27 protein-coding genes are annotated in these 25,862 nt (G+C 73.5%); 6 read left to right on the top strand and 21 right to left on the bottom strand.

Annotation, left to right across the window (positions count from 1 at the left end; translation table 11 throughout):
* Position 1: 1 nt before the first annotated feature.
* From BLU82_RS09185 to hisI, 4 genes are all read right to left on the bottom strand, one after another.
* Positions 2–253 carry an HGxxPAAW family protein gene (locus BLU82_RS09185; protein WP_092618812.1) on the bottom strand — a complete coding sequence of 84 codons (252 nt, stop codon included), beginning with the start codon at positions 251–253 and terminating at the stop codon, positions 2–4.
* Between the two features lie 249 nt (positions 254–502).
* Positions 503–1,093, bottom strand: a complete 591-nt coding sequence (locus BLU82_RS09180; protein ID WP_157740744.1) for a TIGR02234 family membrane protein — start codon at positions 1,091–1,093, stop codon at positions 503–505.
* Positions 1,090–2,610 (bottom strand): anthranilate synthase component I, encoded by a 1,521-nt coding sequence (locus BLU82_RS09175; protein ID WP_092618806.1) that lies wholly within the window; start codon positions 2,608–2,610, stop codon positions 1,090–1,092. Before BLU82_RS09175 ends, BLU82_RS09180 begins: the two co-directional genes overlap by 4 nt.
* Positions 2,607–2,966 carry a phosphoribosyl-AMP cyclohydrolase gene (gene hisI / locus BLU82_RS09170; RefSeq protein ID WP_092618802.1) on the bottom strand — a complete coding sequence of 120 codons (360 nt, stop codon included), beginning with the start codon at positions 2,964–2,966 and terminating at the stop codon, positions 2,607–2,609. Before hisI ends, BLU82_RS09175 begins: the two co-directional genes overlap by 4 nt.
* Before the next feature lie 124 nt (positions 2,967–3,090).
* Here hisI and BLU82_RS09165 point away from each other — a divergent pair, with 124 nt between their 5' ends.
* Positions 3,091–3,579: a septum formation family protein gene (locus BLU82_RS09165; protein WP_157740742.1), complete on the top strand. Its 489-nt coding sequence runs from the start codon at positions 3,091–3,093 to the stop codon at positions 3,577–3,579.
* A 106-nt stretch (positions 3,580–3,685) separates the two neighbouring features.
* A complete protein-coding gene (locus BLU82_RS09160; protein ID WP_157740740.1) occupies positions 3,686–4,267 on the top strand; it encodes a septum formation family protein in 582 nt (193 codons plus the stop codon).
* An 18-nt stretch (positions 4,268–4,285) separates the two neighbouring features.
* Here the strand turns inward: BLU82_RS09160 and BLU82_RS09155 are convergent, their stop codons facing one another.
* The 7 genes from BLU82_RS09155 to hisH all read right to left on the bottom strand — a co-directional run bounded on the left by BLU82_RS09155 (position 4,286) and on the right by hisH (position 12,478).
* Positions 4,286–6,082, bottom strand: a complete 1,797-nt coding sequence (locus tag BLU82_RS09155; protein ID WP_092618792.1) for an ABC transporter ATP-binding protein — start codon at positions 6,080–6,082, stop codon at positions 4,286–4,288.
* On the bottom strand, positions 6,079–7,833 hold the full coding sequence (locus BLU82_RS09150) for an ABC transporter ATP-binding protein (RefSeq protein WP_092625633.1): 1,755 nt from the start codon (positions 7,831–7,833) through the stop codon (positions 6,079–6,081). The genes BLU82_RS09155 and BLU82_RS09150 overlap by 4 nt, the downstream gene beginning before the upstream one ends.
* A gap of 293 nt (positions 7,834–8,126) precedes the next feature.
* Positions 8,127–9,446 (bottom strand): choice-of-anchor L domain-containing protein, encoded by a 1,320-nt coding sequence (locus BLU82_RS09145; RefSeq protein ID WP_157740736.1) that lies wholly within the window; start codon positions 9,444–9,446, stop codon positions 8,127–8,129.
* Positions 9,447–9,604: 158 nt separating this feature from the next.
* Complete coding sequence (hisF, locus tag BLU82_RS09140) at positions 9,605–10,366, bottom strand: imidazole glycerol phosphate synthase subunit HisF (protein ID WP_092618786.1); 762 nt, start codon at positions 10,364–10,366, stop codon at positions 9,605–9,607.
* Complete coding sequence (gene priA / locus BLU82_RS09135; protein WP_092618783.1) at positions 10,363–11,088, bottom strand: bifunctional 1-(5-phosphoribosyl)-5-((5-phosphoribosylamino)methylideneamino)imidazole-4-carboxamide isomerase/phosphoribosylanthranilate isomerase PriA; 726 nt, start codon at positions 11,086–11,088, stop codon at positions 10,363–10,365. The genes hisF and priA overlap by 4 nt, the downstream gene beginning before the upstream one ends.
* Positions 11,088–11,828, bottom strand: coding sequence for a class I SAM-dependent methyltransferase (locus BLU82_RS09130; protein WP_092625631.1), 741 nt, complete (start codon positions 11,826–11,828; stop codon positions 11,088–11,090). The genes priA and BLU82_RS09130 overlap by 1 nt, the downstream gene beginning before the upstream one ends.
* A gap of 2 nt (positions 11,829–11,830) precedes the next feature.
* On the bottom strand, positions 11,831–12,478 hold the full coding sequence (gene hisH / locus BLU82_RS09125; protein ID WP_092618779.1) for an imidazole glycerol phosphate synthase subunit HisH: 648 nt from the start codon (positions 12,476–12,478) through the stop codon (positions 11,831–11,833).
* A 29-nt stretch (positions 12,479–12,507) separates the two neighbouring features.
* Between hisH and BLU82_RS09120 the strand changes: the two genes are divergently transcribed.
* Positions 12,508–13,680, top strand: a complete 1,173-nt coding sequence (locus BLU82_RS09120; protein WP_092618776.1) for an alpha/beta hydrolase — start codon at positions 12,508–12,510, stop codon at positions 13,678–13,680.
* Between the two features lie 2 nt (positions 13,681–13,682).
* Here BLU82_RS09120 and hisB read toward each other — a convergent pair whose 3' ends face one another.
* From hisB to BLU82_RS09090, 6 genes are all read right to left on the bottom strand, one after another.
* Positions 13,683–14,282 carry an imidazoleglycerol-phosphate dehydratase HisB gene (hisB, locus tag BLU82_RS09115; RefSeq protein ID WP_092618773.1) on the bottom strand — a complete coding sequence of 200 codons (600 nt, stop codon included), beginning with the start codon at positions 14,280–14,282 and terminating at the stop codon, positions 13,683–13,685.
* Positions 14,279–15,367, bottom strand: coding sequence for a histidinol-phosphate transaminase (locus tag BLU82_RS09110; RefSeq protein WP_092618770.1), 1,089 nt, complete (start codon positions 15,365–15,367; stop codon positions 14,279–14,281). Before BLU82_RS09110 ends, hisB begins: the two co-directional genes overlap by 4 nt.
* Positions 15,360–16,673 carry a histidinol dehydrogenase gene (hisD, locus tag BLU82_RS09105; RefSeq protein WP_092618767.1) on the bottom strand — a complete coding sequence of 438 codons (1,314 nt, stop codon included), beginning with the start codon at positions 16,671–16,673 and terminating at the stop codon, positions 15,360–15,362. Before hisD ends, BLU82_RS09110 begins: the two co-directional genes overlap by 8 nt.
* A 190-nt stretch (positions 16,674–16,863) precedes the next feature.
* Positions 16,864–17,385, bottom strand: a complete 522-nt coding sequence (locus BLU82_RS09100; RefSeq protein WP_092618764.1) for a hypothetical protein — start codon at positions 17,383–17,385, stop codon at positions 16,864–16,866.
* 102 nt (positions 17,386–17,487) lie between these two features.
* On the bottom strand, positions 17,488–18,081 hold the full coding sequence (locus BLU82_RS09095; protein ID WP_197682830.1) for a vancomycin high temperature exclusion protein: 594 nt from the start codon (positions 18,079–18,081) through the stop codon (positions 17,488–17,490).
* On the bottom strand, positions 18,078–18,674 hold the full coding sequence (locus tag BLU82_RS09090) for a TetR/AcrR family transcriptional regulator (protein ID WP_197682829.1): 597 nt from the start codon (positions 18,672–18,674) through the stop codon (positions 18,078–18,080). Before BLU82_RS09090 ends, BLU82_RS09095 begins: the two co-directional genes overlap by 4 nt.
* A 109-nt stretch (positions 18,675–18,783) precedes the next feature.
* Here BLU82_RS09090 and BLU82_RS09085 point away from each other — a divergent pair, with 109 nt between their 5' ends.
* Both BLU82_RS09085 and BLU82_RS09075 read left to right on the top strand, forming a co-directional pair.
* Complete coding sequence (locus tag BLU82_RS09085) at positions 18,784–21,066, top strand: MMPL family transporter (RefSeq protein ID WP_092618759.1); 2,283 nt, start codon at positions 18,784–18,786, stop codon at positions 21,064–21,066.
* 84 nt (positions 21,067–21,150) lie between these two features.
* A complete protein-coding gene (locus BLU82_RS09075; protein ID WP_092618753.1) occupies positions 21,151–21,588 on the top strand; it encodes a TA system VapC family ribonuclease toxin in 438 nt (145 codons plus the stop codon).
* Positions 21,589–21,699: 111 nt separating this feature from the next.
* On the opposite strand, the gene BLU82_RS09070 is transcribed toward BLU82_RS09075, so the two are convergent.
* The 4 genes from BLU82_RS09070 to BLU82_RS09055 form a co-directional block, all read right to left on the bottom strand.
* Positions 21,700–22,680, bottom strand: a complete 981-nt coding sequence (locus BLU82_RS09070; protein ID WP_092618750.1) for a sugar kinase — start codon at positions 22,678–22,680, stop codon at positions 21,700–21,702.
* Positions 22,677–23,327 (bottom strand): bifunctional 4-hydroxy-2-oxoglutarate aldolase/2-dehydro-3-deoxy-phosphogluconate aldolase, encoded by a 651-nt coding sequence (locus BLU82_RS09065; protein ID WP_092618747.1) that lies wholly within the window; start codon positions 23,325–23,327, stop codon positions 22,677–22,679. Before BLU82_RS09065 ends, BLU82_RS09070 begins: the two co-directional genes overlap by 4 nt.
* Positions 23,324–24,103 (bottom strand): IclR family transcriptional regulator, encoded by a 780-nt coding sequence (locus BLU82_RS09060; RefSeq protein ID WP_092618744.1) that lies wholly within the window; start codon positions 24,101–24,103, stop codon positions 23,324–23,326. The genes BLU82_RS09065 and BLU82_RS09060 overlap by 4 nt, the downstream gene beginning before the upstream one ends.
* 102 nt (positions 24,104–24,205) lie before the next feature.
* Positions 24,206–25,180, bottom strand: a complete 975-nt coding sequence (locus tag BLU82_RS09055; protein WP_092618741.1) for an acetylxylan esterase — start codon at positions 25,178–25,180, stop codon at positions 24,206–24,208.
* A 183-nt stretch (positions 25,181–25,363) separates the two neighbouring features.
* Between BLU82_RS09055 and ybaK the strand changes: the two genes are divergently transcribed.
* The gene (ybaK, locus tag BLU82_RS09050; protein WP_092618738.1) at positions 25,364–25,861 is read left to right on the top strand and encodes a Cys-tRNA(Pro) deacylase; all 498 of its coding nucleotides are present in this window, start codon (positions 25,364–25,366) and stop codon (positions 25,859–25,861) included.
* The last annotated feature ends 1 nt before the right edge of the window (position 25,862 follow it).

Below are 25,862 nucleotides of genomic sequence, written 5' to 3'. Positions count from 1 at the left end.
GCTACCCGATGCTGTCCTCGCCCGTCGCCACGGCGGGCTGGCTGGGGCCGCTCTGGGTGTCTCGCTGCCCGAGGCCCATCATCTGCATGACCTTGCCGACGATGCCGGCGACCACGATCAGGCCGACGCCGCCGATCCAGAACAGTGGCCAGTTGAGCAGGATGACGGCGATGGCGCCGACCACGAAACCGGCGAGGATCAGGATGACCGTGGTCCAGGCGGCCGGGGTGTGGCCGTGCTCGTTGTGCGCCATCAGTGTCACGTCTCCTGTTCGTCGTGGCCTCACCGCCATTGTGCCCGATGACCGCGACCGCGCGTCGGGCGACCTCCCTAGGGAGTGTCTGACGGATCTTCGGCGGCGCGGATCGACGCCCAGGAACCGGCCAGCTGCGTTGTCGTCGGCGCTCGATGGCACCGCATCGACCTTCTCCTCCGCCTTGCTGGACCGGTCCCTGGACGCCGCCCGCATCCACCGATATCCGTCAGACACCCCCTACCGGGCTCAGCCGGTGGGGTCGTCGCCGCGGTCGAGGGCGTCCCAGGTGGCGCGGTTGCCCTCGGCGGGCTTCGCCGCGGCGCGCCGCGGGGCGCGTCCGCCGGTCCGCTCGTACCGCGAGCCCATCGACGGCCAGGACGGCCCGCGCACGGCCACCAGCAGCCCCGCCAGCGCCACCAGCAGCCCGGCGACGACAACCGCGACGGCCCACGCAGGCGACGTCGACACGGAGTCGACCGGCCCGGCGGACTCCGGCCCGGTGGCCAGCCAGTCGGACACCCGCCCGGCGAGGTCGGGCAGCACCAGGACCGCCATGACGGCCTGCACGACGCCCAGCACGGCCAGCACGCCACCGACCACGCGCCGCCCGGCCCGCCGCAGCGCCGGGACCGCCACCACGGCCGCCAGCGCCACCAGCGCGGCGGCCGGGGCGAGCGGCAGCAGGTCAGACCCGGACACGGTGTCGGACGTCACCGAGAGTGACGACGACTGCTCACCGCTCCCCCACGGCCGGGACGCCGCGACCAGCCCGAGCACGCCGCCCGCGGCCAGCAGGAGCAGCGCGCCGAGGTACTCGCGGCGGGCGGACGGGCTCACGGGACCGGCCGCATCGTCTCGGCGACGGCGATGGCCCGCAGCGCCGCGGCGGCCTTGTTGCGCGACTCCGTCCACTCCGCCTCGGGGTCGGAGTCGGCGACGATGCCGGCGCCGGCCTGGACGTACCCGACGCCGTCGCGGATCAGGGCCGTGCGGATGGCGATGGCGACGTCGAGATCGCCGGCGAAGTCGAGGTACCCGACGACGCCGCCGTAGACGCCGCGGCGCACCGGCTCGAGGTCGTCGATGATCTCCATGGCCCGCACCTTCGGCGCGCCTGACAGCGTGCCGGCCGGGAAGCAGGCGGCGAGGACGTCCAGCGCCTCCTGGTCGTCGCGCAGCCGCCCGACCACCGTCGACTCGATGTGCATGACGTGGCTGTAGCGGCGCACCGTCATGAAGTCGACCACCTCGACGGTGCCGGGCGCGCAGACCCGGCCGAGGTCGTTGCGGGAGAGGTCGACCAGCATGAGGTGCTCGGCCCGCTCCTTGGGGTCGGCGAGCAGTTCCTCGGCCAGCGCGGCGTCGGCCTCGGGGGTGTCGCCGCGCCACCGGGTGCCGGCGATGGGGTGCGTCATGGCGCGGTCGCCGTTGACCTTGACCAGCGCCTCCGGGCTGGACCCGACCACGGAGTAGGCGCCGTCGCCGTCGCCGTCGGGGCCGGGCAGCCGCACGAGGTACATGTACGGGCTGGGGTTGTCGCGGCGCAGCACGCGGTAGACGTCGAGCGGGTCGGCCGTGGTGGGCGTCTGGAACCGCTGCGAGAGCACGATCTGGAACGCCTCGCCGGCCCGGATCTCCTCCTTCGCCCGTTCGACGGCGGCGAGGAAATCGGGCTTCTCGGTGCGGCTGTCGTGCCGCGGCGGCACCTCGGGGTCGTACGCGGCCACCGACGACGGCGTGGGCTGGGCCAGCTCGGTGGTCATGCGGTCGAGCCGCTCGACCGCGTCGGCCCACGCCTGGTCGACCCGTTCGTCGCTGTCGTCCCAGTTGACGGCGTTGGCGACAAGCAGGATGGTGCCGTCGTCGTGGTCGAGGACGGCGACGTCGGTGGCCAGCAGGAAGGAGAGGTCGGGCAGCGCGAGGTCGTCGACGGTGGTCGACGGCAGCCGCTCCAGCCGCCGCACGGCGTCGTAGGAGACGAACCCGACCAGCCCGCCGGTCAGCGGCGGCAGGCCGGGCAGCCGGCGGCTCTTCAGCGCCCGCAGCGTGCCGCGCAGCGCCTGCCAGGGGTCGCCCCCGGACGGCAGCCCCACCGGCGGGTGGCCGTGCCAGACCGCCTCGCCGTCGCGCTCGCTGAGCACCGCCGCCGACCGGGCGCCGACGAAGGAGTAGCGCGACCACACGCCGCCGTGCTCGGCGGACTCCAGCAGGAACGTGCCGGGACGGTCGGCGGCCAGCTTGCGGTACACGCCGACCGGGGTCTCGCCGTCGGCCAGCAGCCGGCGCACCACCGGGATGACGCGGTGCTCCTTGGCCAGCACCCGGAACGTCTCGAGGTCAGGGGTGACGTTCACGCGGCGGCCCCCGGGACGGACTCGAGCAGGCCGTCGTCGAAGCAGGTGCGGGTGCCGGTGTGGCAGGCCGGGCCCTCCTGGTCGACCTTGAGCAGCAGGGTGTCGCCGTCGCAGTCGAGGCGCGCCTCGCGCACCCACTGCCGGTGACCCGACGTCTCGCCCTTCACCCAGTACGTCCCGCGGCTGCGGCTCCAGTAGGTGGCCCGGCCGGAGGTCAGCGTGCGGTGCAGCGCCTCGGCGTCCATCCACGCGAGCATGAGCACCTCGCCGGTGTCGTGCTGCTGGACGACCGCCGGCAGCAGGCCGTCGGGGGTGAGCTTGAGCCGGGCGGATACGGTGGGGTCAAGACCGGGCATGGACCCATTGTCGCCGACGACACGCCTCCGGATGTCTGGTATCGCATCGTGGACGACACGATGACCAGCTAGGGTGCCGTGGTTGGGTACACAGCGCACCGACTCTTGACGAAGGAGCATTCTCGTGGCAAGCACGTCCCGCGTCGCCATGGCGGCGTCGGCCGCCGTTGCCGCGGTGCTGCTGCTGGCCGGGTGCTCCGACGACGGCGACGAGCCCAAGCGCGACGCGTCGGGCAACGTCACCGAGTCCGCCGGCGCCGACGTCTTCGACGTCCAGGTCGGCGACTGCCTGGGCGACTTCGGCGACTCCGAGCAGGTCACGGACGTCTCCGTGGTCCCGTGCGACCAGGAGCACGCGCAGGAGATCTACGCCACGGCCGAGATCGCCGACGGCGAGCTGCCCAGCGACGACGACCTGCGTGCCCAGGCCGAGGAGACCTGCACGGCCGAGTTCGAGACCTACGTCGGACTCCCCTACGCCGAGTCCGCGCTCGACTTCACCTGGTTGCAGCCCACCGCCGAATCGTGGGACCAGGGCGACCGCGAGCTGGTCTGCCTCGTCAACGACCCCGCCGGCCCCGTCACCGGCTCACTGCAGGGTGCGAACCGCTGAGACCTCCGGTGACCCCCACCACCACGAACTCCGCCGACCGCCAGAGCGGCCGGCGGCGCAAAGACGCCGTGCCATCGGCGTGTACAACCTGAAGGAGACAATGATCGTGCGCATCACGATTCGTACGGCCGTCACGGCGCTCGCCGCCGTCGCCGCGCTGAGCCTCAGCGCGTGTGGCGACGACTCGTCCGACGACAACGCCGGCGGCGACTCGACCGCCACCACCGAGGAGACCCCCGCGGAGGACGAGACCCCCGCCGAGGAGGAGACCCCGGCCGAGGACGAGACGCCGGCCGAGGACGAGGGCTCCGACGCCCCCGAGGGCGAGACCCAGGACGTCTTCGACGTCGGTCTCGGCGACTGCATCAGCAACTTCAACGCCGAGGAGCAGATCAGCGAGCTGACTGTCATCCCGTGCGAGGAGGAGCACGACCAGGAGGTGTTCGCGGTCTTCGAGGTCCCGGACGGTGACTTCCCGGGCTCGGAGACCTTCCAGTCGCAGGTCGAGACCGACTGCGTCGGCGAGTTCGCCACGTTCGTCGGCATGGACTACCAGGAGTCGGCGCTGGACATCCAGTGGCTGGAGCCGACCGAGGAGTCGTGGGCGCAGGGCGACCGCGAGCTCGTCTGCACCGTGTTCGACCCGGCCGGCCCGGTGACCGGCACCCTCGAGGGCGCCAACCGCTGAGGTCGGCCGCGGCCTGGGTCAGCGCGACTGGCTGACCCAGGCCGCATGCAGGGCGGCGTACACGCCGCCCTTCTGCACCAGTTCCGCGTGCGGGCCGGACTCCACGAGCCGGCCGCGATCGAACACGAACACCTCGTCGGCGGCCTCGGCGGTGGACAGCCGGTGCGCGATGGTCACCGACGTCCGGCCGCGGGAGATGCCCTCGAGCGCCCGCGCCAGCCGCACCTCCGTCGCCGGGTCGACCGCGCTCGTGGCCTCGTCGAGGACCAGCAGGTCGGGGTCGGCGAGGTAGGCCCGGGCCAGCGCCACCAGCTGCCGCTCGCCCGCCGACAGCGATTCACCCCGCTGCCCGACCGGCGTCTCCAGGCCGTACGGCAGGGAGTCGAGCCATTCGCCCAGCCCCAGCTCGGTGACGGCGAGCAGCAGTTCCTCGTCGGTCGCCTCGGGCTTGCCGTAGCGCAGGTTCGCCGCCAGGGTGTCGTCGAACAGGAAGCCCTCCTGCGGCACCATGACCACCCGTTCACGCAGCGACGCGAACCGCACGTCGCGCAGGTCGGCACCGTCGACCAGCACCCGGCCGCGCACGGGGTCCATCAGCCGGGTCAGCAGCTTGGCGAACGTCGTCTTGCCCGAGCCGGTCTCGCCGACCACCGCCACCCGGGTGTGCCGGGCGATCGCGACGTCGACGTCGTGCAGCACCGTCGGGCCGTTGGGGTAGCCGTAGGACACGCACTCGAAGCGGACGTCGATGGGGCCGCGGGGCAGCCGCACGCCCTGCTCGCCGGGGTCGGCGACGTCGGCCGGGGTGTCGAGGATGCCGAGCACCCGCCGCCAGCCGGCGATGGCGTTCTGCGCCTCGCTGAGCACCTCGGTGCCGACCTGCACCGGCGCGACGAACAGCGTGACCAGGAACAGGAACGCGAGCATGCGGCCCAGGCTGATGTCGCCGGCGACGCCGAGCAGCACGCCGACCACGACGATGGCGGCATTGGCCAGCCCGGCCACCACCTCGCCGGTGGAGAACGCCGTGGCCGCGAGGCGCTGCGCGCGGCTGGCCGCGACCCGGTGCGATTCGACGGCGTCGTCGATGCGCCGCTGGGTGCGGCCCTCGACGGCGTAGGCGCGGACCGCCTGGGCGCCGACCACGGCCTCGGAGATGGAGCCGAGCATGCCGCCGACCCGCTCGCGCACCACCATGTACGCCGACGACAGCATGCGCTGGAACGTCCGCAGCGCCAGGAACAGCGGCAGGAAGCAGACCCAGACCAGCAGCGTCAGCTGCCACGAGTACACGGCCATGACGATGGTCGCGATGACCAGCTGGCCCATGCTCGCCAGCATGATCAGCCCGCCCCACTGGACGAACTGGGAGATGGTGTCGACGTCGCTGGTGACCCGGGAGACCAGCGAGCCGCGCCGCTCGGTGTCCTGGGTCAGCACGGAGAGGTCGTGCACGTGCCGGAACGCCTTGGTGCGCAGCGTGGCGAGGCCGGCCTCGCTGGCCCGGAAGATGCGCCGGTTCATGTGGTAGGCGGCGATGACGGTGAGGACGATGCCGACGCCGGCCAGGCCGACCATCCAGCGGACGTAGCCGAGGTCGGCGCCACCGGAGGCGTTGAGGCCGTCGTCGATGGTCTGCTGGACGGCGATCGGCACGACCACGCGCCCGGCGGTGGCGACCAGCGCGAGCAGCAGCGTGACGCGCAGACCCTGGGTGATCTCCGGCGACAGCGCGAGGCCGCGCCGGAACGTCCGCCACGCTCCGTCGGCGCGGACGTCGCCCAGCTGCGATCCTTGGGTCGCTACAGCACTCATGACCTGCCCTCCTGGTCGGTGCCGGCCATGGCCCGCTCGGCGGCGTCGCGCTCGTAGGCGGTGATCAGCTCGCGGTAGCCGGGCGACGTGGTCAGCAGCTCGGCGTGGACGCCGCGGGCCGACACCCGGCCGTCCTCGACGAAGACGACCTCGTCGGCCAGCGCGATGGTGGCCCGCCGGTACGCGACCACGACGACGGTGGACGGCAACGCGGCGTCGCGCAGCCCGGCCAGGATGCGCCGCTCGACCTCGGGGTCGACGGCGCTGGTGGCGTCGTCGAGGACGAGCAGCCGGGGCCGGCGCACCAGCGCACGGGCCAGCGCCAGCCGCTGCCGCTGCCCGCCGGACAGGGTGGCGCCGCGCTCGCCGATGCGGGCGTCGAGCTCGCCGTCGAGGTCGGTGACGAAGCGGTCGCCCTGGGCCAGCCGCAGCGCCGCCCACACGTCGTCGTCGGGCACCGTGAGGCCGAGCGTGACGTTGTCGCGGACGGTGTCCTCGAAGATGAACGGCTGCTGGAACACCAGCGACACCGCGCCGGCGACCTGGCCGGGCTCGAGCTGGCGCAGGTCGGTGCCGTCGAGCAGCACCGCGCCGGTGACGGGATCGACCAGCCGTACCAGCAGGCTGGCCAGCGTCGACTTGCCCGACCCGGTGGACCCGACGACGGCGATCGTGCGGCCCGGCTCGACGTCGAGGTGGACGCCGTCGAGCACCGGGGTGCCCTCGACGTAGGAGTAGCCGACGTCGTCGAGGCCGAGGCGGGCGGCGCCGTTGCCGTTGCCGCTCGCCAGCCGCTCGCTGCCGTGCGGCAGCGCGCCGGTGGCGTCGAGCACCGCCTGCACCCGCCGCCAGCCGACGGTGGCGCGCGGCAGCTCGCCGAGCACGAAGCCGATGGCGCGGATGGGGAACGCGGTGATGGTCAGCAGGTAGGCGACCTGCACCAGCGTGCCGGGCGCCAGCGAGCCGTCGGCGACCCGCGCCGAGCCGATGATCAGCACCGCCAGCACGCCGAGGTTCGGCAGTGCCTCGAGCAGCGGGTCGAACGCGCCGCGGATGCGCCCGACCGCCGCGTTGGCGTCGCGCAGCTGGCCGGCCACCTTGGCGAACCGGGCGGTCTCGGCGGCCTCGCGGCCCAGCGCCTTGACCACCATGGCGCCGTCGAACGACTCGTGCGCCACGCCGGACAGCTCCGCGCGCAGCGCCTGCGCCCGCGTGGCCAGCGGGGACAGCCGGCGCTGGTAGAAGAAGTTGAGCAGCAGGATGCCCGGGAACACCAGCGCGCCGATCAGCGCCAGCCAGGGGTCGGCCAGGAACATCGACACCAGCGCGAACACCAGCATGACCACGACGCCGAGCGCGAACGGCAGCGGCGCGATGGGCCAGAACGACGCCTCGACGTCGGCGTTCGCGTTGGACAGCAGCTTGCCGGTGGAATGCTGGTGGTGCCACGACAGCGGCAGCCGCAGATACTGGCGGCTCACCCGGCGGCGGTAGCGCGCGTTCAGGCGGTACTGCCCCAGCCCGGCGAAGTACCGGCGCACCACGATGCCGGCCGCCTTGACCAGCGCCGTCACCATGATGGCCAGCGCCGCCAGCGCCAGCGCGCCGGTGGTGGTCTCGCCGTCGCGGAAGGCCGGCACCACGACGCGGTCGGTGACCCGCCCGATGACCTCGGCGGCCGCCACCGTCGCGAACCCGTACACCGCGCTGCCGGCGACCGCGATGCCGAGGATGACCGGTTCGTCGCGCATGGCCCGGACGAGGATCCGGACCCCCTCGCGCAGGGTGGCCTGCCGCTCGTCCCTCACATCACTCGCTCTCTGCGCTCCCGACTGCGGCCCTCGGAGGGCGCGCAGGCGTGCTCGAACGCGCGCGCGAATTTCCGTGGGGTGCCCGGCTTTGTACGGTACCAACAGCCGCCGACACACCTGTAATCCGTTTCCACGACCTCGCGGGCCGTCCCTGCCGAACCCCGTCCCCGCGAAACGGCGCTGCCCGCCCCACCGAGATCGGCGGGACGGGCAGCGGTGAGGTGCGGACGGCGTCAGGCCGTGGCGCGGCGCGACCGCAGCAGGAACGCGAGCCCGACGATGCCCAACAGCGCCGCGGCGCCCAGCGGCAGGCCCGGGCCGGAGCCGGTGTCGGGCAGCGGCTCGCCGGTCTCGTCCGGCGACGGCGACGGCGTCGGCTGCGGGGTCGGCGTGCCCGAGTCGGTCGGCGTCGGGGTCGGGGTCGGGGTGGGCGTCGGCTTCTCGACGACCTCGATGGTGACGGTGGCCGGCTCGGACGTGGCGGTGCCGTCGGAGACGGTGAAGGTGAACGCGTCGTCGCCGGTGTAGCCGTCGGCCGGGGTGTAGGTGAGGTTCGGCGCCGTGCCGCTCAGCGTGCCGTTCTCCGGCTCGGACGCCAACTCGTAGGTGAGCTCGTCGCCGTCCTCGTCGGTGCCGGTCAGCGTGATGTCGACCGGGGTGTCGACGGTGGTCTCGACGGCCTGGTCGTCGGCGACCGGCGGGTGGTTGGCCTCGAACGTCCCCGCCGCGATGACGACGGTGGAGTCCAGCGCGAGGTCCGACGCGTCGGCGATGGCCAGCTTGATGTGGTTGACCTCGCCGGCGACGACGTCGGCGGCGCAGGTGAGCACCGTCGTGAAGCCGTCCAGCTCGGTGGCGTGCGTCGCGTCGTCGGGCAGCTCGTTGTTGACGAACAGCTCGGAGTTGAGCGACCCGTTGATGGTGTTGATCGAGACCGGCTGGGCGTCGTCACCCACGACGGCGCAGTTCTCACCGTTGACGAAGAAGCCGAAGACGTCGTTGTACTGGGAGTCGACCCACTCGTTGTACTCCTCGGAGCCGAAGATGTAGTCGAAGCGGATCTGCTCGGTCTCCGGGACGAAGTCGAACTCCAGCACGGCGGCGTCGTTGGTCGGGAACGACGCCAGCGGGTCGAGGTCGGCGTCGCCGGGCAGCGCGTGCTCGGTCGTCAGTTCGTCGGACGTGTTCGGGCCGAGGATCGAGCTGCGGTCGCCGCCCACGGCGCCGGACGACAGCGCGACGCCGCCGGGGACGCCGAACACGTCGACGAAGCCGCCGGCCAGACCGGCCGCCTGCGGGCTGCCGGTGTAGACGACGTTCTCGGCGGTGACGCCCACGCCGAGCAGCGACTCGACCAGCTCCTCGGCGGTCAGGCCGCCGGTGTCGAGGTCGGCGACGGTCTGGTCGCCGACCCCCTCCCCCTTGGCCGACAGCGGCGCGGACCCGCCGCGCGCGTCGTCGGCGGCCAACGCGGCCGGAGCGCCGGCGGCGATGATCAGTGTGGCGCCCGCAACCAGCGCGGACGTCCTGCGGGCAGACGTCAGAGACCTCACAGGTGTGCCCCCCTCAAGGCACGGCGGCGCCGTGGCGCCGCCGAGAAAAAGTCACCAGAGAATGATGTCGTGTCGAGTCCGCCGCAGGGCGGACCGCGCCAGCTTAGCGGCATTCATCGCTGTTTGAGGCGACCCGGCCGGTATGTGTTTCGCGCGTCCTAGCGGACGGTATGACCGGATTCCGCGAGGGCCGACTTGACCTCGCTGACGCGCAGCTCACCGAAGTGGAAGACGCTGGCCGCCAGTACGGCGTCGGCGCCGGCGCCGACGGCGGGCGCGAAGTCGGCCAGCGCCCCCGCGCCGCCGCTGGCGATCACCGGCACGTCGACGACGGCGCGCACGGCGCGCAGCAGCTCGAGGTCGTAGCCGTCCTTCGTGCCGTCGGCGTCGACGGAGTTCAGCAGGATCTCGCCGGCGCCCAGCTCGGCCGCCTTCGCCGCCCACCCGACGGCGTCGATGCCGGTGCCGGTGCGCCCGCCGTGCGTGGTGACCTCGAAGCCTGACTCGGTGCCGCCGCCGCGCCGCGCGTCGACCGACAGCACCAGCACCTGGCTGCCGAACCGGTGCGCGATCTCGGCGACCAGCTCGGGCCGGGCGACGGCGGCGGTGTTGACGCCCACCTTGTCGGCGCCGGCCCGGAGCAGGCGGTCGACGTCCTCGACGGCGCGCACGCCGCCGCCGACGGTCAGCGGGATGAACACCTGCTCGGCCGTGCGCGACACGACGTCGTACGTGGTGGAGCGGTCGTCGGACGACGCGGTGATGTCGAGGAACACCAGTTCGTCGGCGCCCTCGGCGCCGTACGCGGCGGCCAGTTCGACCGGGTCGCCGGCGTCGCGCAGGTCGGCGAACCTGACGCCCTTGACCACGCGGCCGGCGTCGACGTCGAGGCAGGGGATGACGCGGACGGCGACGCTCAAGAGGTCGCCACCTTCAGCGCCTCCTCCAGCGTGAACTGACCGGCGTACAGCGCCTTGCCGATGATCGCGCCCTCGACGCCCAGCTCGACCAGCGAGCGCAGCGCCGCGACGTCGTCCAGCGACGACACCCCGCCCGACGCGACCACGGGCTTCGTCGTGCGCGCGCAGACCTCACGCAGCAGATCCAGGTTGGGTCCGCGCAGCGTGCCGTCCTTGGTGACGTCGGTGACGACGTAGCGGGCGCAGCCGTCGCGGTCGAGCCGCTCCAGCACCTCCCACAGGTCGCCGCCCTCGCGGGTCCAGCCGCGGGCGGCCAGCGTGGTGCCGCGGACGTCCAGCCCGACGGCGACGCGGTCGCCGTGGCGGGCGATGGCCGACGCCGTCCACTCCGGGTCCTCCAGCGCGGCGGTGCCGAGGTTCACCCGGCGGCAGCCGGTCGCCAGCGCGGCCTCCAGCGAGGCGTCGTCGCGGATGCCGCCGGACAGCTCGACGTCGACGTCGAGGCGCCCGACGACCGACGCCAGCAGCTCGCGGTTGGACCCGCGGCCGAACGCGGCGTCGAGGTCGACCAGGTGCACCCACGGCGCGCCCGCGCTCTGCCACGCGAGCGCGGCCTCCAGCGGGTCGCCGTAGGACGTCTCGGACCCGGCCTCGCCCTGCACCAGGCGCACGGCCTGGCCGTCGGCGACGTCGACGGCCGGCAGCAGCTCGAGCACCGTCATCAGAGCTTCACCGCCCGGAACCGCAGCCGGCGATAGTCGGCCCACCAGGCGTCGTCGTGCCACAGCGCCGGCCGGGCGATCTCCGCCGCGCGCGCCAGCACCTCGGCGGGCAGCCCTTCGACCTGCGTCGACGCGAACATCTCCAGCCACTTCATGAGGCCGTCGGGGCCGGTCAGCTTGGTCGGCCGGTCGTAGAAGTCGAGCTGGCGGATCTCCAGCCCGGCGTCCTCCAGCATCGCCGCGTACTCGGCCGGCGAGTTGAAGAACCACGGCCAGCTGCGGTCGGGCAGCCCGGCCTCGCGGCAGGCGCGGTCGACGGCGGCCGTGATCGACGCGACATTGCCGGTGGCGCCCATCTCGGCGACGAACCGACCACCCTCGCGCAGCGCGTCGGACACGCAGCCCAGCACCTCGACCTGCGCCGGCATCCAGTGCAGCGCCGCGTTGGAGACGACGGCGTCGACCGGCTCGTCGACGGTGAAGTCGTGCGCGTCGGCGACCCGCAGCTCCGCCGCGTCGCCCAGCCGCTCGCGGGCGGCGTCGATCATCGCGGGGTCGGCGTCGATGCCGACGACCCGCGCGCCGGCGTCGATCAGCCGCGCCGTCAGCTCACCGGTGCCGCAGCCGAGGTCGAGGATCGCCTCGCCGGGCTGCGGCTGCAGCCAGTCGAGCAGTTCCGCACCGTAGGCGGCGACGAACGCGAAGTCGCGGTCGTAGGCCCGTGCGTCCCAGTTGGTCACCGTCACAAGCTCCTCATCCAGTTCTCCAGCAGGTGCAGCCCCGCGTCACCGGACTTCTCCGGGTGGAACTGCGTCGCGGTCAGCGGCCCGTTCTCGACGGCGGCGACGAAGGTGTCGCCGTTGTGGTCCGACGTGGTCACCAGGGGCGGTTTCAGCCGCTCCGGCGGTGGCATGACCCACTGGCGGACACCGTACGAGTGCACGAAGTAGAACCGCTCCTTCTCCACCCCGTCGAACAGCACCGAGCCGTCCGGCGCGTCGACGGTGTTCCAGCCCATGTGCGGCAGCGGGCGCGCCCGCAGCCGCTCGACGGTGCCCGGCCACTCCCCCATGCCCTCGGTCTCGACGCCGTGCTCGACGCCGCGGTCGAACAGGATCTGCATGCCGACGCAGATGCCCAGCACCGGCCGGCCACCGGCCAGGCGCCGTCCGACCACCTCGTGCCCGCGGGCGGCGCGCAGGCCGGCCATGCAGGCGGCGAACGCGCCGACGCCGGGGACGACGAGGCCGTCGGCCTCGGCTGCGGCCTGGCGGTCCGAGGTCAGCGTGACGTTCGCGCCGACCTTCGCCAGCGCGCGCGTGGCCGACCGGACGTTGCCGGATCCGTAGTCGAACACGACCACGTTGCGGTTGGGTTGCACGTCACTCATCGTCCACCTCGCCGTGTCACACTTCCAGCGTGACCCTCGACGATCGTGCCGCCACGCTCGGCCGGCGCTGGCCGCTGCGGGTCGCCGTGGGCTCCGCGGCGGTCGCGGTGGCGGGTCTGGCCACCACCGGCGCCGGCGGCTGGTACTACGCCGACGAGCTGCTGCAGGTGCGTCCCGAGCCGCCCGACTACCCCATCGAGGTGGTGGCGGTCGTCGGCAGCACCGTCACGCTGTCGGGCCCGGGCGCCGACGAGCCCGGCGTCGTCGGGCTGCAGTGGCCCGGCGGGTTCGCCCGCGTCGGCCCTGACATCGACCTCACCGGCGAGTACGTCCTGCGCAGCATCCAGCCGTACCCGCAGCTGCCCGCCGTCGGCGCGAACGTCCGCGTGGCCTACTACGCCGCGCCCGACGACCTGCGCGACCTCTCGCGCGTCGCCGGCGTCGCCGCCCGGGCCGTCGAGTACGACGGCCCGCTCGGCAGCTACCCGGCCACGTACCTGCCGGGCGACGGCGAGCGCTGGATGATCCACGTGCACGGCCGCGGCGCCACCCGCGCCCAGGCGTACCGGCTGGTCCCCGCCGTGCACCGGCTGGGCCTGCCGCAGCTGTCCGTCGGCTACCGCAACGACGACGACGCGCCCGAGGGGCCGCACCGCGAGTACGGGCTGGGCTGGACGGAGTCCGAGGACCTCGCCGCCGCCCTCGACTGGGCCCGCGGGCAGGGCGCCCGCGAGTTCGTCCTGACCGGCTACTCGATGGGCGGCGCCATCGTGGGCAACCACCTGCGTGTCGCGGGATCGGACGGCGTCGCAGGCGTCGTCTACGACTCGCCGGTGCTGTCGTGGCTGGACATCCTCGCCTACCAGGCGCGGCTGCGCGGCGTGCCGGCCTTCGGCGCCACCGTCGCGGCGTCGGTCGTGCGGGCCCGCACCGGCATCAACGTCTGGGCCATGGACCAGGTCGCGCACGCCGACCGCCTCGACGTCCCGGTGCTGCTGGTGCACGGGTCCGGCGACACCACCGTGCCGGTGACGTCGTCCGACCGGTTCGCCGAGGCCCGCCCCGACCTCGTCACGTACGTGCGTGGCGAGGCCGAGCACGTCCGCAACTGGAACCTCGACCCCGCCGGGTACGAGGACGCGGTGACGACGTTCCTGACGTCGCTGCCGGCGCGGGGCGCCGACGCGGCCGTCGCGGTCTAGGGTCACAACGCGCCCTTGGTGGACGGCACGCCGCGCTCGCGCGGGTCGATGGCGACGGCGGTGCGCAGCGCCCGGGCGACGGCCTTGAACTGGGCCTCGGCGATGTGGTGCGGGTCGCGGCCGCCGAGAACGCGCACGTGCATGGTCAGGCCGCCGTGGTGCGCCAGGCTCTCCAGCACGTGTGCCGTCAGCGACCCGGTGAAGTGGCCGCCGATCAGCACGAACTCCTGCCCGGCCGGCTCGCCGGAGTGCACGAAGTACGGGCGCCCGGACACGTCGACGACGGCGTGCGCCAGCGCTTCGTCCAGCGGCACGGTGGCCTCGCCGTAGCGGACGATGCCGACCTTGTCGCCGAGCGCCTCGCGCAGCGCCTGGCCGATGACGATGGCGGTGTCCTCGACGGTGTGGTGGACGTCGATGTGGGTGTCGCCCTCGGACCGCACGGTGAGGTCGATGAGCGAGTGCCGGGCCAGCGCCGTCAGCATGTGGTCGTAGAACGGCACGGTGGTGGCGATGTCGTGGCGCCCCTCGCCGTCGAGGTCCAGTTCGACGCTGACCTTGCTCTCGCTGGTCGCGCGCTCGACCTTGGCGGTGCGGCTCATCGTTGCTCCTTCAGCACATCGGCAAGTGCGACCTTGAACGCCGTCGTCTCCTCCGGGGTACCCACCGACACCCGCAGCCAGCCGTCCGGGCCGGTCTCGCGGATCAGCACCCCGTGGTCCAGCAGAGCCTGCCAGACGGCGTGGCGGTCCTCGAACCGGCCGAACAGCACGAAGTTGGCGTCGGACTCGGCGGCCCGCAGCCCCTGCTCCCGCAGCCAGCTCGCCAGCGCGTCGCGCTCGTCGCGCAGCTGCGCGACCCGTTCCTGCAGCTCGGCCGCGTGCTCGAGCGCGACGACGGCGACCGCCTGCGTGACGGCGGACAGGTGGTACGGCAGCCGGACGACGCGCAGGACGTCGACGATCTGCCGGCTCGCCGCGGCGTAGCCGAGCCGGGCGCCGGCGAACGCGAACGCCTTGCTCATGGTCCGGGTGACGATCAGCCGCGGGTGCGTGGCCAGCAGGCTGAGCGCGCTGGGGACGCCGTCGCGGCGGAACTCCGCGTACGCCTCGTCGACCACCACGACGCCGTCGGTGGCGTCGTGCAGGGCGCTGACCAGGCCGAGCGGGACGGCGGTGCCGGTGGGGTTGTTCGGCGACGCGACGAAGACGACGGTCGGCTGGTGCTCGGCGACGGCCTTCAGCGCGGTGTCCTCGTCGATGCCGAAGTCGTCGTCGCGGCGAGCGGTGACCCAGGCCGTCGAGGTGTCGCGGGCGTACTCGGGGTACATCGAGTACGTCGGCGCGAAGCTGAGCGCCGTGCGTCCCGGGCCGCCGAACGCCTGCAGGATCTGCAGCATGACCTCGTTCGAGCCGTTGGCCGCCCACACCTCGCTGACGTCGAGCGTCACGCCGGACTCGCGCTCGAGGTAGCCGGCCAGCCGCTCGCGCAAGGTCGTCGCCTCGCGGTCCGGGTAGCGGTTGAGGCCGCGGACGGCGTGCGCGACGGCCCGCGCGGCGTCGGCGATCAGCTGTTCCGACGGCGGGAACGGGTTCTCGTTGACGTTCAGGCAGACCGGGACGTCCAGCTGCGGCGCACCGTACGGCTCGACACCGCGCAGTTCGTCGCGGATGGGGAGCTCAGTCATCGGCGAACCTCGCGGTGACGGCCTCGCCGTGCGCCGGCAGGTCCTCGGCGTCGGCGAGCGCGCGCACGTCGTCGGCGATGCCCTTGAGCGCGTCCCGGTCGTACTCGACGACGTGGACGCCGCGCAGGAACGTCTGCACCGACAGGCCGGACGAGTGCCGGGCGCTGCCGCCGGTGGGCAGGACGTGGTTGGACCCGGCCGCGTAGTCGCCGAGGCTGACCGGGGACCACGGGCCGACGAAGACGGCGCCCGCGTTGCGAACCCGGCTCGCGACCGTGGCGGCGTCGCGGGTCTGGATCTCCAGGTGCTCGGCCGCGTAGGCGTCGACGACGGCCAGCCCCTGGTCGAGGTCGTCGACGAGGACGATGCCGGACTGCTCGCCCCGCAGCGCCGTCCGGACCCGTTCGTCGTGCTTGGTGCTCGCGGTGCGCCGCTCGAGCTCGGCGGTGACGGCGTCGGCGAGCGCTTCACTGTCGGTGACCAGCACCGATGCGGCCAGCGGGTCGTGCTCGGCCTGGCTGACGAGGTCGGCTGCGACGTGGCCGGGGTCGGCGGTGTCGTCGGCCAGCACCGCGATCTCCGTCGGCCCCGCCTCGGCGTCGATGCCGACGACGCCGCGCAGCAGCCGCTTCGCCGCCGCGACGTAGACGTTGCCGGGCCCCGTCACGAGGTCGACCGGCTCGACCTCGCCCAGGATGCCGTAGGCGAGCATTGCCAGCGCCTGGGCGCCGCCGGCCGCGTACACCTCCGTGACCCCGAGGAGCGCGCAGGCGGCGAGGATGGTGGGGTGCGGGAGGCCGCCGTTCTCCTTCTGCGGCGGGCTGGCGACGGCGAGGCTGCCGACCTGCGCCACCTGCGCCGGGACGACGTTCATGACGACGCTGCTGGGGTAGACGGCCAGGCCGCCGGGCACGTACAGGCCGACGCGCTGGACCGGGATCCACCGCTCGGTGACGGTGCCGCCGGGCACCACCGTCGTCGTGACGTCGCGCCGGCGCTGGTCGCCGTGGACCAGGCGGGCGCGGCGGATGGACTCTTCGAGGGCGGCTCTGACGCGCGCGTCGAGGCCCTCGAGCGCGTCGTCGATCGCCGTCTGCGGCACCCGCAGCTGTGGCGGCGAGACGCCGTCGAACCGCAGCGTCAGCTCCCTGACCGCGTCGGCCCCGCGATGCCGCACGTCCTCGCAGATCGGCCGGACGGCCTCGAGCGCCGCCTCGACGTCGATCGGGGCGCGTGGGACGAGCGTGCGGTAGTCGAGGCGCTCGCCGGCGGCGCGCCTCCCCCGCAGGTCGATGCGGCGTATCACTCACCCGAGTGTAGGCGCGGGGTTCACCCATCGGACGCATTGCCCGCATCGCAAGATGCTGTCGCGCCTCGTCGCCGCCGTTGCGGGCCGGTGCGCGGTCCCACTATCCTGGAACCAGCCAAGGGCAGTAGCCCGAGGAAGTGAGCCCGAGACCCCTCCGGACGGTGGTGGCGCTCGGGCTTTGCGCTGTCTAGGGCTCGACCACCACGACGGCGGCGACCAATGGTTCCACGCGCCGGCGCCAGTCCTTGCCCGCGCCCCATGCCCAGGCGATCGCGTCCGGCAGCCAGAGCAGTGGCTCTGCCCTCGGCGCCAGATGACGGTAGCTGAAGCGGCCGTCCAGTCCGGCTGCGCGCACCGCCTCGTAGAGGACAGCCCGGTCGCGCTCGTCCTGACCCACCCCCGACTCGATGACCAGACCCTCGACCCCGAGGCCGGCGACCATGCGCCGCATGATCTCGGCTCGGCCGTCGCGGTCGACGGAGTAGCGGGAGACGTAGAGCGTGGCGGAGATCGGGAGTGCGCAGAGGTCGCCCAGGATCCGCTTCCGGTGAGCGGCCGACTCCTTCGCCATGTGCAGCCGATGGGCGCCCGGCCGTCGCAGGCCACGCAGAACCTGCCGGATCTCGTCGCGACCGTCGGAGCCGACCACGACCGCGCACACGACGTAGTCGCGACGGTCGGACTCGTCGACGAACGCGTGCAGCACCACGGGGACCTCCGATCACGGGCAGGCGATCAGTCTGCCCCGCCCGGCCGGATGGCCCCCGAGGTTATCCACAGGCCTGCGTCGACGCAGGTGGGAGTGGGCGTCTCAGCCGAACAGGGCCCGCACCATCGCCGGCGCCGATGCCGCCACCTCGCGCAGGTAGCCCTGGCGCGTCCCGGGTGGGTTGGTGTCCTTCGAGTCGTGCGCGACACCGACCGCGTCGAGGCCGAGCGAGCGGCACAGCGCGACCGTCCGCGGCAGGTGGAACCGCTGGCTGACCACCAGCAGCCGCGACAGCCCGAACTCGTCGCGGGCGCGCACGCACGACGCCCAGGTGTCGACGCCGAGGGGGTCCTCGACGATCGCCTCCGCCGGCACGCCGGCCGACACCAGGTACCGGCGCATCGCCGCCGGCTCGTCGTAGCCGCCGGGCGCCGTCCCGCCGCTGACCAGCACGGTCCGCGTCCGCCCCAGGTGGTACAACGCGGCGGCGACGTCCAGGCGCCCGGCCAGCAGCCGCGACGGCGTCCCGTCGGCGCGGATGCCGGCGCCCAGCACCATCGTCACGTCCTCGGACGGCGCGTCGGCCGGGTCGGACAGGATCCGGCCCGCGCTCGCCCAGTACGCCCACAGTGTCGGCGTCGCCAGTGCGAGGACCGCGGCCGCGGCGGCCAGCCCGAACCAGCGCCGCCGGGTCACCCGACCACCGGCTCGAGGTACCCGTGCAGGACGGCGCGCAGCTCGCCCTCCAGCGCGGCCCGCTCGTCGCCGCCGGCGGCGACGATCAGCGGCATCATCGCCCTGACCAGCTGGATCGCGACCGTCGCTGTCCGTTCGACGACGTCGGCCGGTAGCCGGGGCGCCCGCGCCGCCAGCAACGCCGTCACCCGGCCGAGAAGTGCGGCGTGCAGCGGCGCGACCGCGGTGGTCAGCGACGGCGGCAGGTCGGGCCGGGCGAACAGCGCCTTGAACCCGCGGTTGGCCAGGTTGAACTCGACCAGCGGCCCGGTGATCGCGCCGATCAGCCGGTCCAGCGGCAGGGCGGCGAGGTCGGCGCCGTCGAACGTCGTGGACCGCAGCTCGTCCAGCTGCGCGGCGTACCGCTCGGCCAGCGCGTGGGCGATGTCGTCCTTGTTGGCGAAGAACTGGTAGAGCGAGCCGGGCGAGATGCCGGCCCGCGCGGCGATGGCGTTGGTGCTGACGGCCTCGTAGCCGGACTCGGCGAACGCCTCCGCCGCGGCCGCGAGGATCTGCTCCATCCGCGCCTGGCCGCGCGCCTGCCGTTTCGTCACCCCACCCAACTCCAGCGTCGATTCGACAAATACGAGCGGTCGCTCGTATTCTCCAAACACGAGCTTCGACTCGCCTTTTCATCGACGCTACCACGAGGAGCCGCCGATCATGCTCGGCCGATACGTCACCCGCGCCCCGCGCCGGATCCTCGCCGGGTCCGTCCTGCTGTTCCTCGTGGCCGGGGTGCTCGCCGCGACCGTCATCGAGGCGCTCGCGCTGAACCGCTACGAGGCGCCCGGCTCGGAGTCGGTGCGCGCCCGCGCCGCCCTGGCCGAGCAGTTCGGCACCAGCACGTCGAACGTCGCGTTCCTGGTGACGGCCACCGGCGGCGGCTCCGTGGACGACGCCGCCGTCGCCGCCGCGGGCGCCGAGCTGACCGCTCGACTGGCGGCCGAGCCGGCCGTCGGCGACGCGTGGTCGTACTGGTCCGAGGGCACGGCGACCCTGCGCAGCGATGACGGACGGCACGCGCTGGTGTTGGCCTGGGTCCCCGGCGACGCCGACCACGTGCGCGGCGACGTCCTGCCCGGGCTGGTCTCGCGTTTCGCCGGTGAGAACGGCCCGATCGACGTCGCGGCCGGCGGCGCCGACGAGGTGTTCCGGGTGGTCGCCGAGCAGGCCCGGGCCGACTTCCTGCGCGCGGAGCTGGTCATCCTGCCGCTGGTCGGGGCCCTGCTCTGGCTGGTCTACCGGCGGCTGGCGCCGGCGCTGGTGACGCTGGGCGTCGGGCTGTTCTCCGTCGCCGGGACGCTGGCGATCCTGCGCGTCGTCACGCTGTTCACCGAGATCTCCACGTTCGCGTCGAACATCGCGCTGGTCATGGGCATCGGGCTGGGCGTGGACTACGGGCTGTTCATGACCTACCGGTTCCGCGAGGAGCTGGCTCGCGGCCGCCTCGTGCCCGACGCGGTGCGGGCGGCGGTCGCCGGGGCAGGACGGACGGTGCTGTTCAGCGGCGCGACGGTGGCGGCGTCACTGGCCGTGCTGTTCGTCTTCCCGTTCCCGTTCCTGTCGTCGTTCGCCTACGCGGGCATCGCCGTCGTGCTGACCGCGGTGTTCGGCGCGACGGTGATCCTGCCGGCGGCGCTGACGCTGCTCGGCCACCGCGCCGCCAGGCGAGGCCCCGCCGGCACGGAGCGGGCGGACGGCTTCTGGTTCCGGCTCCCGGCCGCGGTCATGCGCCGGCCGGTGGTCAGCGGCGCCGCCGCGCTCGTCGTGCTGCTGGGCCTCGGCGCGCCGTCGCTCGGCGTCGACTTCGGCTCCCCCGACGACCGCGTGCTGCCGGCCGGCCAGCCGGTCCGCGACCTCTACGACACCGTCCGGTCCGGCTTCGCGACGGAGGACGCCGACGCCGTGCAGGTGGTGGCGCCCGTGCTGGACGAGGCGGAGATCGCGCCGTACGCGGCGGCCCTGTCGGAGCTGGACGGCGTCGAGCGGGTCGACTCCGCAGCGGGCGCCTACGCGGACGGCGACCGGCTCGCCGCCGCGGCCGACCCGGGCCGCTACGCCGACGGCGCCGGCGCCTGGTTCGCCGTCGTCCCGACCGGTCAGCGGCTGGCCGAGGACCCGACCGGGCTGGTCGCGGACGTCCGGGCGCTGGCCGCACCGGCCGGCGTGCTGGTCGGCGGCTACCCGGCCGAGCTGGCCGACTACCGCGACGGCGTCACCGACCGGCTGCCCCTGGTCGGCGTGCTGATCCTCGGCGTGACGTTCGTGGTGCTGTTCCTCATGACGGGGTCGGTGGTCGCGCCATTGAAGGCGTCGGTGCTGAACCTGCTCAGCCTGTCGGTGATGTTCGGCGTGCTGGTGTGGGGGTTCCAGGACGGCGGACTGGCGGGCCTGCTCGGCTTCACGCCCACCGGCGTCATCGAGCCGAGCATCCCGCTGCTGATGTTCTGCGTCGCGTACGGGCTGTCGATGGACTACGAGGTGTTCCTGCTGGCCCGCATCAAAGAGGACTACGACCGCAACGGCGACGTGTATGGGTCGGTGCCACGCGGTATCGCGCGGTCCGCGCCGCTGGTGACGGCAGCCGCGGTGATCCTGGCGGTCTCGTTCGCCGTGTACGCGACCGGCGAGGTGGTGTTCCTGCAGCAGCTGGGCATCGGCATGGCGCTGGCCGTGCTCGTCGACGCCACGCTGATCCGCGGCGTCCTGCTGCCCGCGTTCATGCGCCTGGCGGGACGGGCGAACTGGTGGGCGCCCGGCCCGCTGCGCCGGCTGCACGACCGGATCGGCCTGCGCGAGGACGCGACACGGCCGGACCGTATGGCTGTATTGCTCTCAGGCTCTCGCCCGGCGCGAGGGCACGACGCTGAAGGACCTCATCGAGACCGGCCTGCGCGGCGTCGTCAGGCAGCGCAGCGCCGAACCCCGGTTCACCCTGGGTGACGCCAGTGTGGACGGCCGTGGCCTACAGCCGGAGTTTCGCGGCGCCGGCTGGGAACAGCTCCGCGACGCGATCGACCCACAGCCGTGATCGCGGTCGACACCAACGTTCTCGTCTACGCGCATCGGCGTGACAGTGAGTTCCACGCTGCTGCCGCTGCGAGAATCAGGCAACTCGCCGAAGGTCGGGTTGCATGGGCCATCCCGTGGCCATGCGTCCATGAGTTCTTCGCCATCGCGACGCACCCGAAGCTCTACGATCCACCGAGCACCCGCGAGCAGGCGATCACGCAACTGGACGCCTGGCTCGCGGCGCCGACCCTGTCGCTGCTGGGCGAGACCCCCGGCCACTGGCCCCAGCTCAAGGATCTTCTGACGGCGGGCAAGGTCGTCGGTCCCATGGTGCAGGACGCCCGGATCGCGGCCCTGTGCGCGACTCACGGCGTGCGGGAGCTGTGGTCGGCAGACCGCGACTTCGGCCGCTTCGCCTCGTCGGTCCGGATCCACAACCCGCTGCTGGGCTGACGCCCGACAGCCCAGCCGCCGACACCAGCCACCCGCCCGGCCGGGTGGGCCACCCACTCCACGAGCGCGCACCGACAACGCAGCAACAACGAGCGCGCAGCCGCGCTCCGGTCAGCGGTGCACGGCCTCGGTGGCCTGCAGCGCGGGCAGGTCGGCGCGGGTCGGGAGGCCCTCCCAGTCGCCGAGGGACGTGCAGGCGAACGCGCCCGCCGCGACCGCCGTCGCCAGCCGCCGGTCGACGGAGGCGCCGTCCATCAGCTCGGTGAGGTAGCCGGCGACGAACGCGTCGCCGGCGCCGACGGTGTCGACCACCTGCACCGGGACGGCGGGCGTTCGCCGCAGCTCGCCGTCGACCAGCGAGACGGCGCCGTCGGCGCCCATCTTGATGATCACCTGCCGCGGGCCGAGCCCGGCCAGCGCGTGCGCCATGTCCGCCGGGTCGCCCTCGGGCACGATCAGCGACGCCTCCTCCGGCCCCGCGAACAGCACGTCGGCCTGGCGGGCCAGCGGCGTCAGCGCGGCGGCGGCGTCGTCGCGGCCCCACAGCGCCGACCGGTAGTTCAGATCCAGCGAGACGATGGTGCCGGCCGCCTTCGCGGTGTCGACGGCCAGTTGCACCGCCGAAGCCGGGCCGGGGCCGAGCGCCGGGGTGATGCCGGTGACGTGCAGGACGGCGGCCTGCTGGATCGGCTCCAGCGGCAGGTCGAACGCCGTCAGCGCCGACGCCGCGCTGCCGGCCCGGTAGTAGCGGACCCGGGTGTGCAGGCTGTTCGGCCGCTCCTTCACCATGAGGCCGGTGGGACGCGTGTCGTCGATGGTGGCGACGGCGGTGATGCCCTCGGCGCGCAGCTCGCGCAACATCAGCTCGCCGAAGCCGTCAGCGCCGACCCGGCTGATCCACGTCGCCGGACGGCCCAGCCGCCGCACGCCGACCGCGACGTTGAGCTCCGCACCCGCGACCGACACCAGCGCCGCGCGGTGGTGCGCCCAGCCGCCGGTCTCGGCGGCCGCGACCAGCGCCATCGCCTCGCCGAGCGTGACGAGGCCGGCGCGGCCGCCCGCGGGCCCACCCCCGCCGCTGTCCCCGCTCATGCGCCCGCCCGTGCGTCACGCACGGCGGCCAGAGCCCGGGCCGCCCGGTCCGCCAGCGCGCCGAGGTCGCCGCCGTCCGCGGCGTCGCCCAGGAGCGGCCCGCCGAGCCCGACGCCCGACGCGCCGGCCCGGATCCAGTCGCCGATGTTGTCGAGGCTGACGCCGCCGGTCGGCATGATCGCGACGTCCGGGAACGGCCCGCGCAGCGCCGTGATGTACGACGGCCCGACCGCCGAGCCGGGGAACAGCTTGACCACGGTGGCGCCGGCCCGCCACGCCGCCAGGACCTCCGTCGGCGTGAACGCGCCCGGGTACGCCGGGATGCCGGCCGCTCGCGCGACCGCGACGACGTCGGGCTCGGCCGACGGCGACACGACGAATCCGGCCCCCGCCTCGACGACGGCTCGCGCCTGCTCCGCGTCGACGACGGTGCCCGCGCCGACGTCGACGGTGTCGGGCAGCGCCTTGCGGATCTCGCGGATCGCGTCCAGCGCGCCCGGCGACGTCAGCGTGATCTCCAGGCAGGTGACGCCGGCGTCGACCAGGGTTCGGCTGATGTCGCCGAACCGGTCGGCGGAGCGGGCCCGCAGGATCGCCATGACCCCGGTCTCGCGCAGTTGCGGGCTCGGGGGGATGCGGTCGGTCATCGTGGTTCCTCTCTGCGGCGGGGTGCGCCGAGTTGGTCCGAGACGGTTCGGCCGGCGGCGACGACCTGCTCGCCAAGCCGCTCGAACCGGTCGGGTGTGACGCGGGTGGCCAGCCCGGCGACGGAGACGGCGGCGACGACGGCGCCGTCGTGGTCGAACACTGGTGCGGCGACGCAGCGGATGTCCGGCTCGTTCTCGATGTCGTCGACGGCGTAGCCGCGCTCGCGGACGGCGCTCAGCCCGGCCCGGAACGCGGCCGGTTCCGTCACCGTCCGCTCCGTCCGCGCGGCGAGCCCGTGCTGGACCACCGCGTCGACGTCCGCCGGGTCGGCGAAGGCGAGGTAGGCGCGGCCGACGCCGGTCGAGTGGGCCGGCTGCCGCGACCCGACGGAGGAGTTCATCCGCACCCGCCCCGGCCCGTCGATCTTGTCGATGTAGACCATGTCGGGCAGGTCGGGCAGCACGAGGTGCACCGACTCCCCCGTCTCCTCGACCAGGCGGCGCAGCGCCGGCTGGGCCAGCGCGCGGAGGTCGACGGAGTCGAGGTAGCCGCGGCCGAGCTGCGCGGTGCGCGGGCCGAGCAGGTGCCGTCCGGCCTCGAGGCGGATGAGACCGGCCTCGGCGAGGGGCGCGAGCAGCCGCAGCGCCGAGCTCTTGTGCACGCCCACCGCGGCAGCCAGCTCGGTCAGCGTCGCCCCGCCCGACGGCGTGGCCGTGGCCACCGCGTCGAGCAACGCGATCCCCCGTCGCAGCGACGACGAGTTGTTCCGCTCCACCGGCTCACCTCTGTTGCGCTATGCACAACGACGTTGTGTAGGTGAGCCCATCATATCGGGCGGCCGTGGCGGGGCGGCCGCGTGGCCGCCCCGCCACGGGTGTCAGGCGCGCTTGGCGATGTTGCGCAGCCAGCGCAGTTGTTCGCGGGTCTGGAAGGTCTGGCCGCCTTCGTGCTTGTTGTACGGCCAGACCCTGATCTCCTTCGGCCCGGCGTAGTGGTTGTAGGACGCGAACACCGTCGACGGCGGGCAGGTGGTGTCCATGAGCGCGACGCTGTAGAGCGCGGGGGTGGTCGCACGGGCGGCGAAGTTCATGCCGTCGAAGTACGACAGGGTGCGGAACACCTGCTCCTCGTGATCGCGGTGGATGGACAGGTAGCGGGCGATCTCGTAGTACGGCATCGTCTCGACGATCTCCGTGGCGCGGCGGTACCCCGTCAGGAACGGGACGTCGAACATGGCGCCGGCCAGACCGGTGCGCAGCCCGGCGACCGCGGTGGCGATACCGCCGCCCTGGCTGCCGCCGGCGATGACCACCCGCGAGGCGTCGACCAGCGGGTGGGTGAGCGCGGCGTCGACGGCGCGGACGGCGTCGGTGAAGACGCGGCGGTAGTAGTAGTCGTCCGGGTCCATCACGCCGCGGGTCATGAACCCCGGGGTCTGCGCGTTCTTCCCGCCGACCGGGTCCGGGGTGTCGCCGGGGGTGCCGTTGGAGCCCTGCCCGCGGGTGTCCATGACGAAGGTCGCGAACCCGGCCACCGGCGAGGACAGCCAGTCGTGCGGGAACCCGCGCCCGCCGCCGTAGCCGATGTAGTGCACCACCGTGGGCAGCGGCTCGGTCGCGCCGGCCGGCACGATCAGCCAGCCGGCGATACGGTGCCCGCCCCAGCCGGAGAACCGCACGTCGAACACGTCGACCAGGCTCAGCGCCGCGTCGTACGGCGTGAACTGTGCGTCCAGCGGGAACCGCGCGGCTTCGTCGAGTGTCCGCGACCAGAATTCATCGAAATCGGGCTGCTCGTCCCGCTCAGGGCGATAATCGCGCAGCTCGGACAGGGGCTTGTCGAACAACGGCATGGCGGGCGTCCTCCGCGAGGCGTCGTTGAGAGTGTGGTCGGACCACCCTATTCGACGGCCGGATCGGGTCAGAGGTCCGTACCGGGTCGACAGCGATATCCCGCCGGTAACACTGTGTTCACGGATGATCGAAACGCGGCGCGTGCGATGACGAATAGCGCTGGTTGGGTCTAGATTGCCCTAATGGGGACAACAACACGCCAGCGCACAGGAACACCGGCAACGCTGGTGCTGGAGCGAGCCGGAGTGCCGTTCACCGTGCACCCGTACCACCACGACACCTCCGCGCCGTCGTTCGGCCTGGAGGCTGCCCGCGCCCTCGGCGTCGTGCCGACGCGCGTCTTCAAGACCCTGCTGGCCGAGGTCGACGACGAGCTCGTCGTCGCCGTGGTACCGGTGTCGGGGTCACTGGACCTCAAGTCGCTGGCACGCGCCGCCTCCGGCAAGAAGGCGGTCATGGCCGCCACGTCGCAGGCTGAGCGGGCCACCGGCTACGTGGTCGGGGGGATCAGTCCGTTCGGGCAGCGCCGCCGGCTGCCCACCATCGTCGACGAGTCGGCCTACGGCTTCCCGACGGTGTTCGTCTCGGCCGGTCGCCGGGGTCTCGACGTCGAGATCACGCCGGCCGACCTCGTCCGGCTGACCGGCGCGAAGACCGCCACCATCGGCCGGACCAGCTAGC

The sequence above is a fragment of the Jiangella sp. DSM 45060 genome, from assembly GCF_900105175.1.
Lineage (GTDB): Bacteria > Actinomycetota > Actinomycetes > Jiangellales > Jiangellaceae > Jiangella.
The sequence above is the reverse complement of the archived record's forward strand: the minus strand, read 5'-3'. Positions and strand labels throughout refer to the sequence as shown.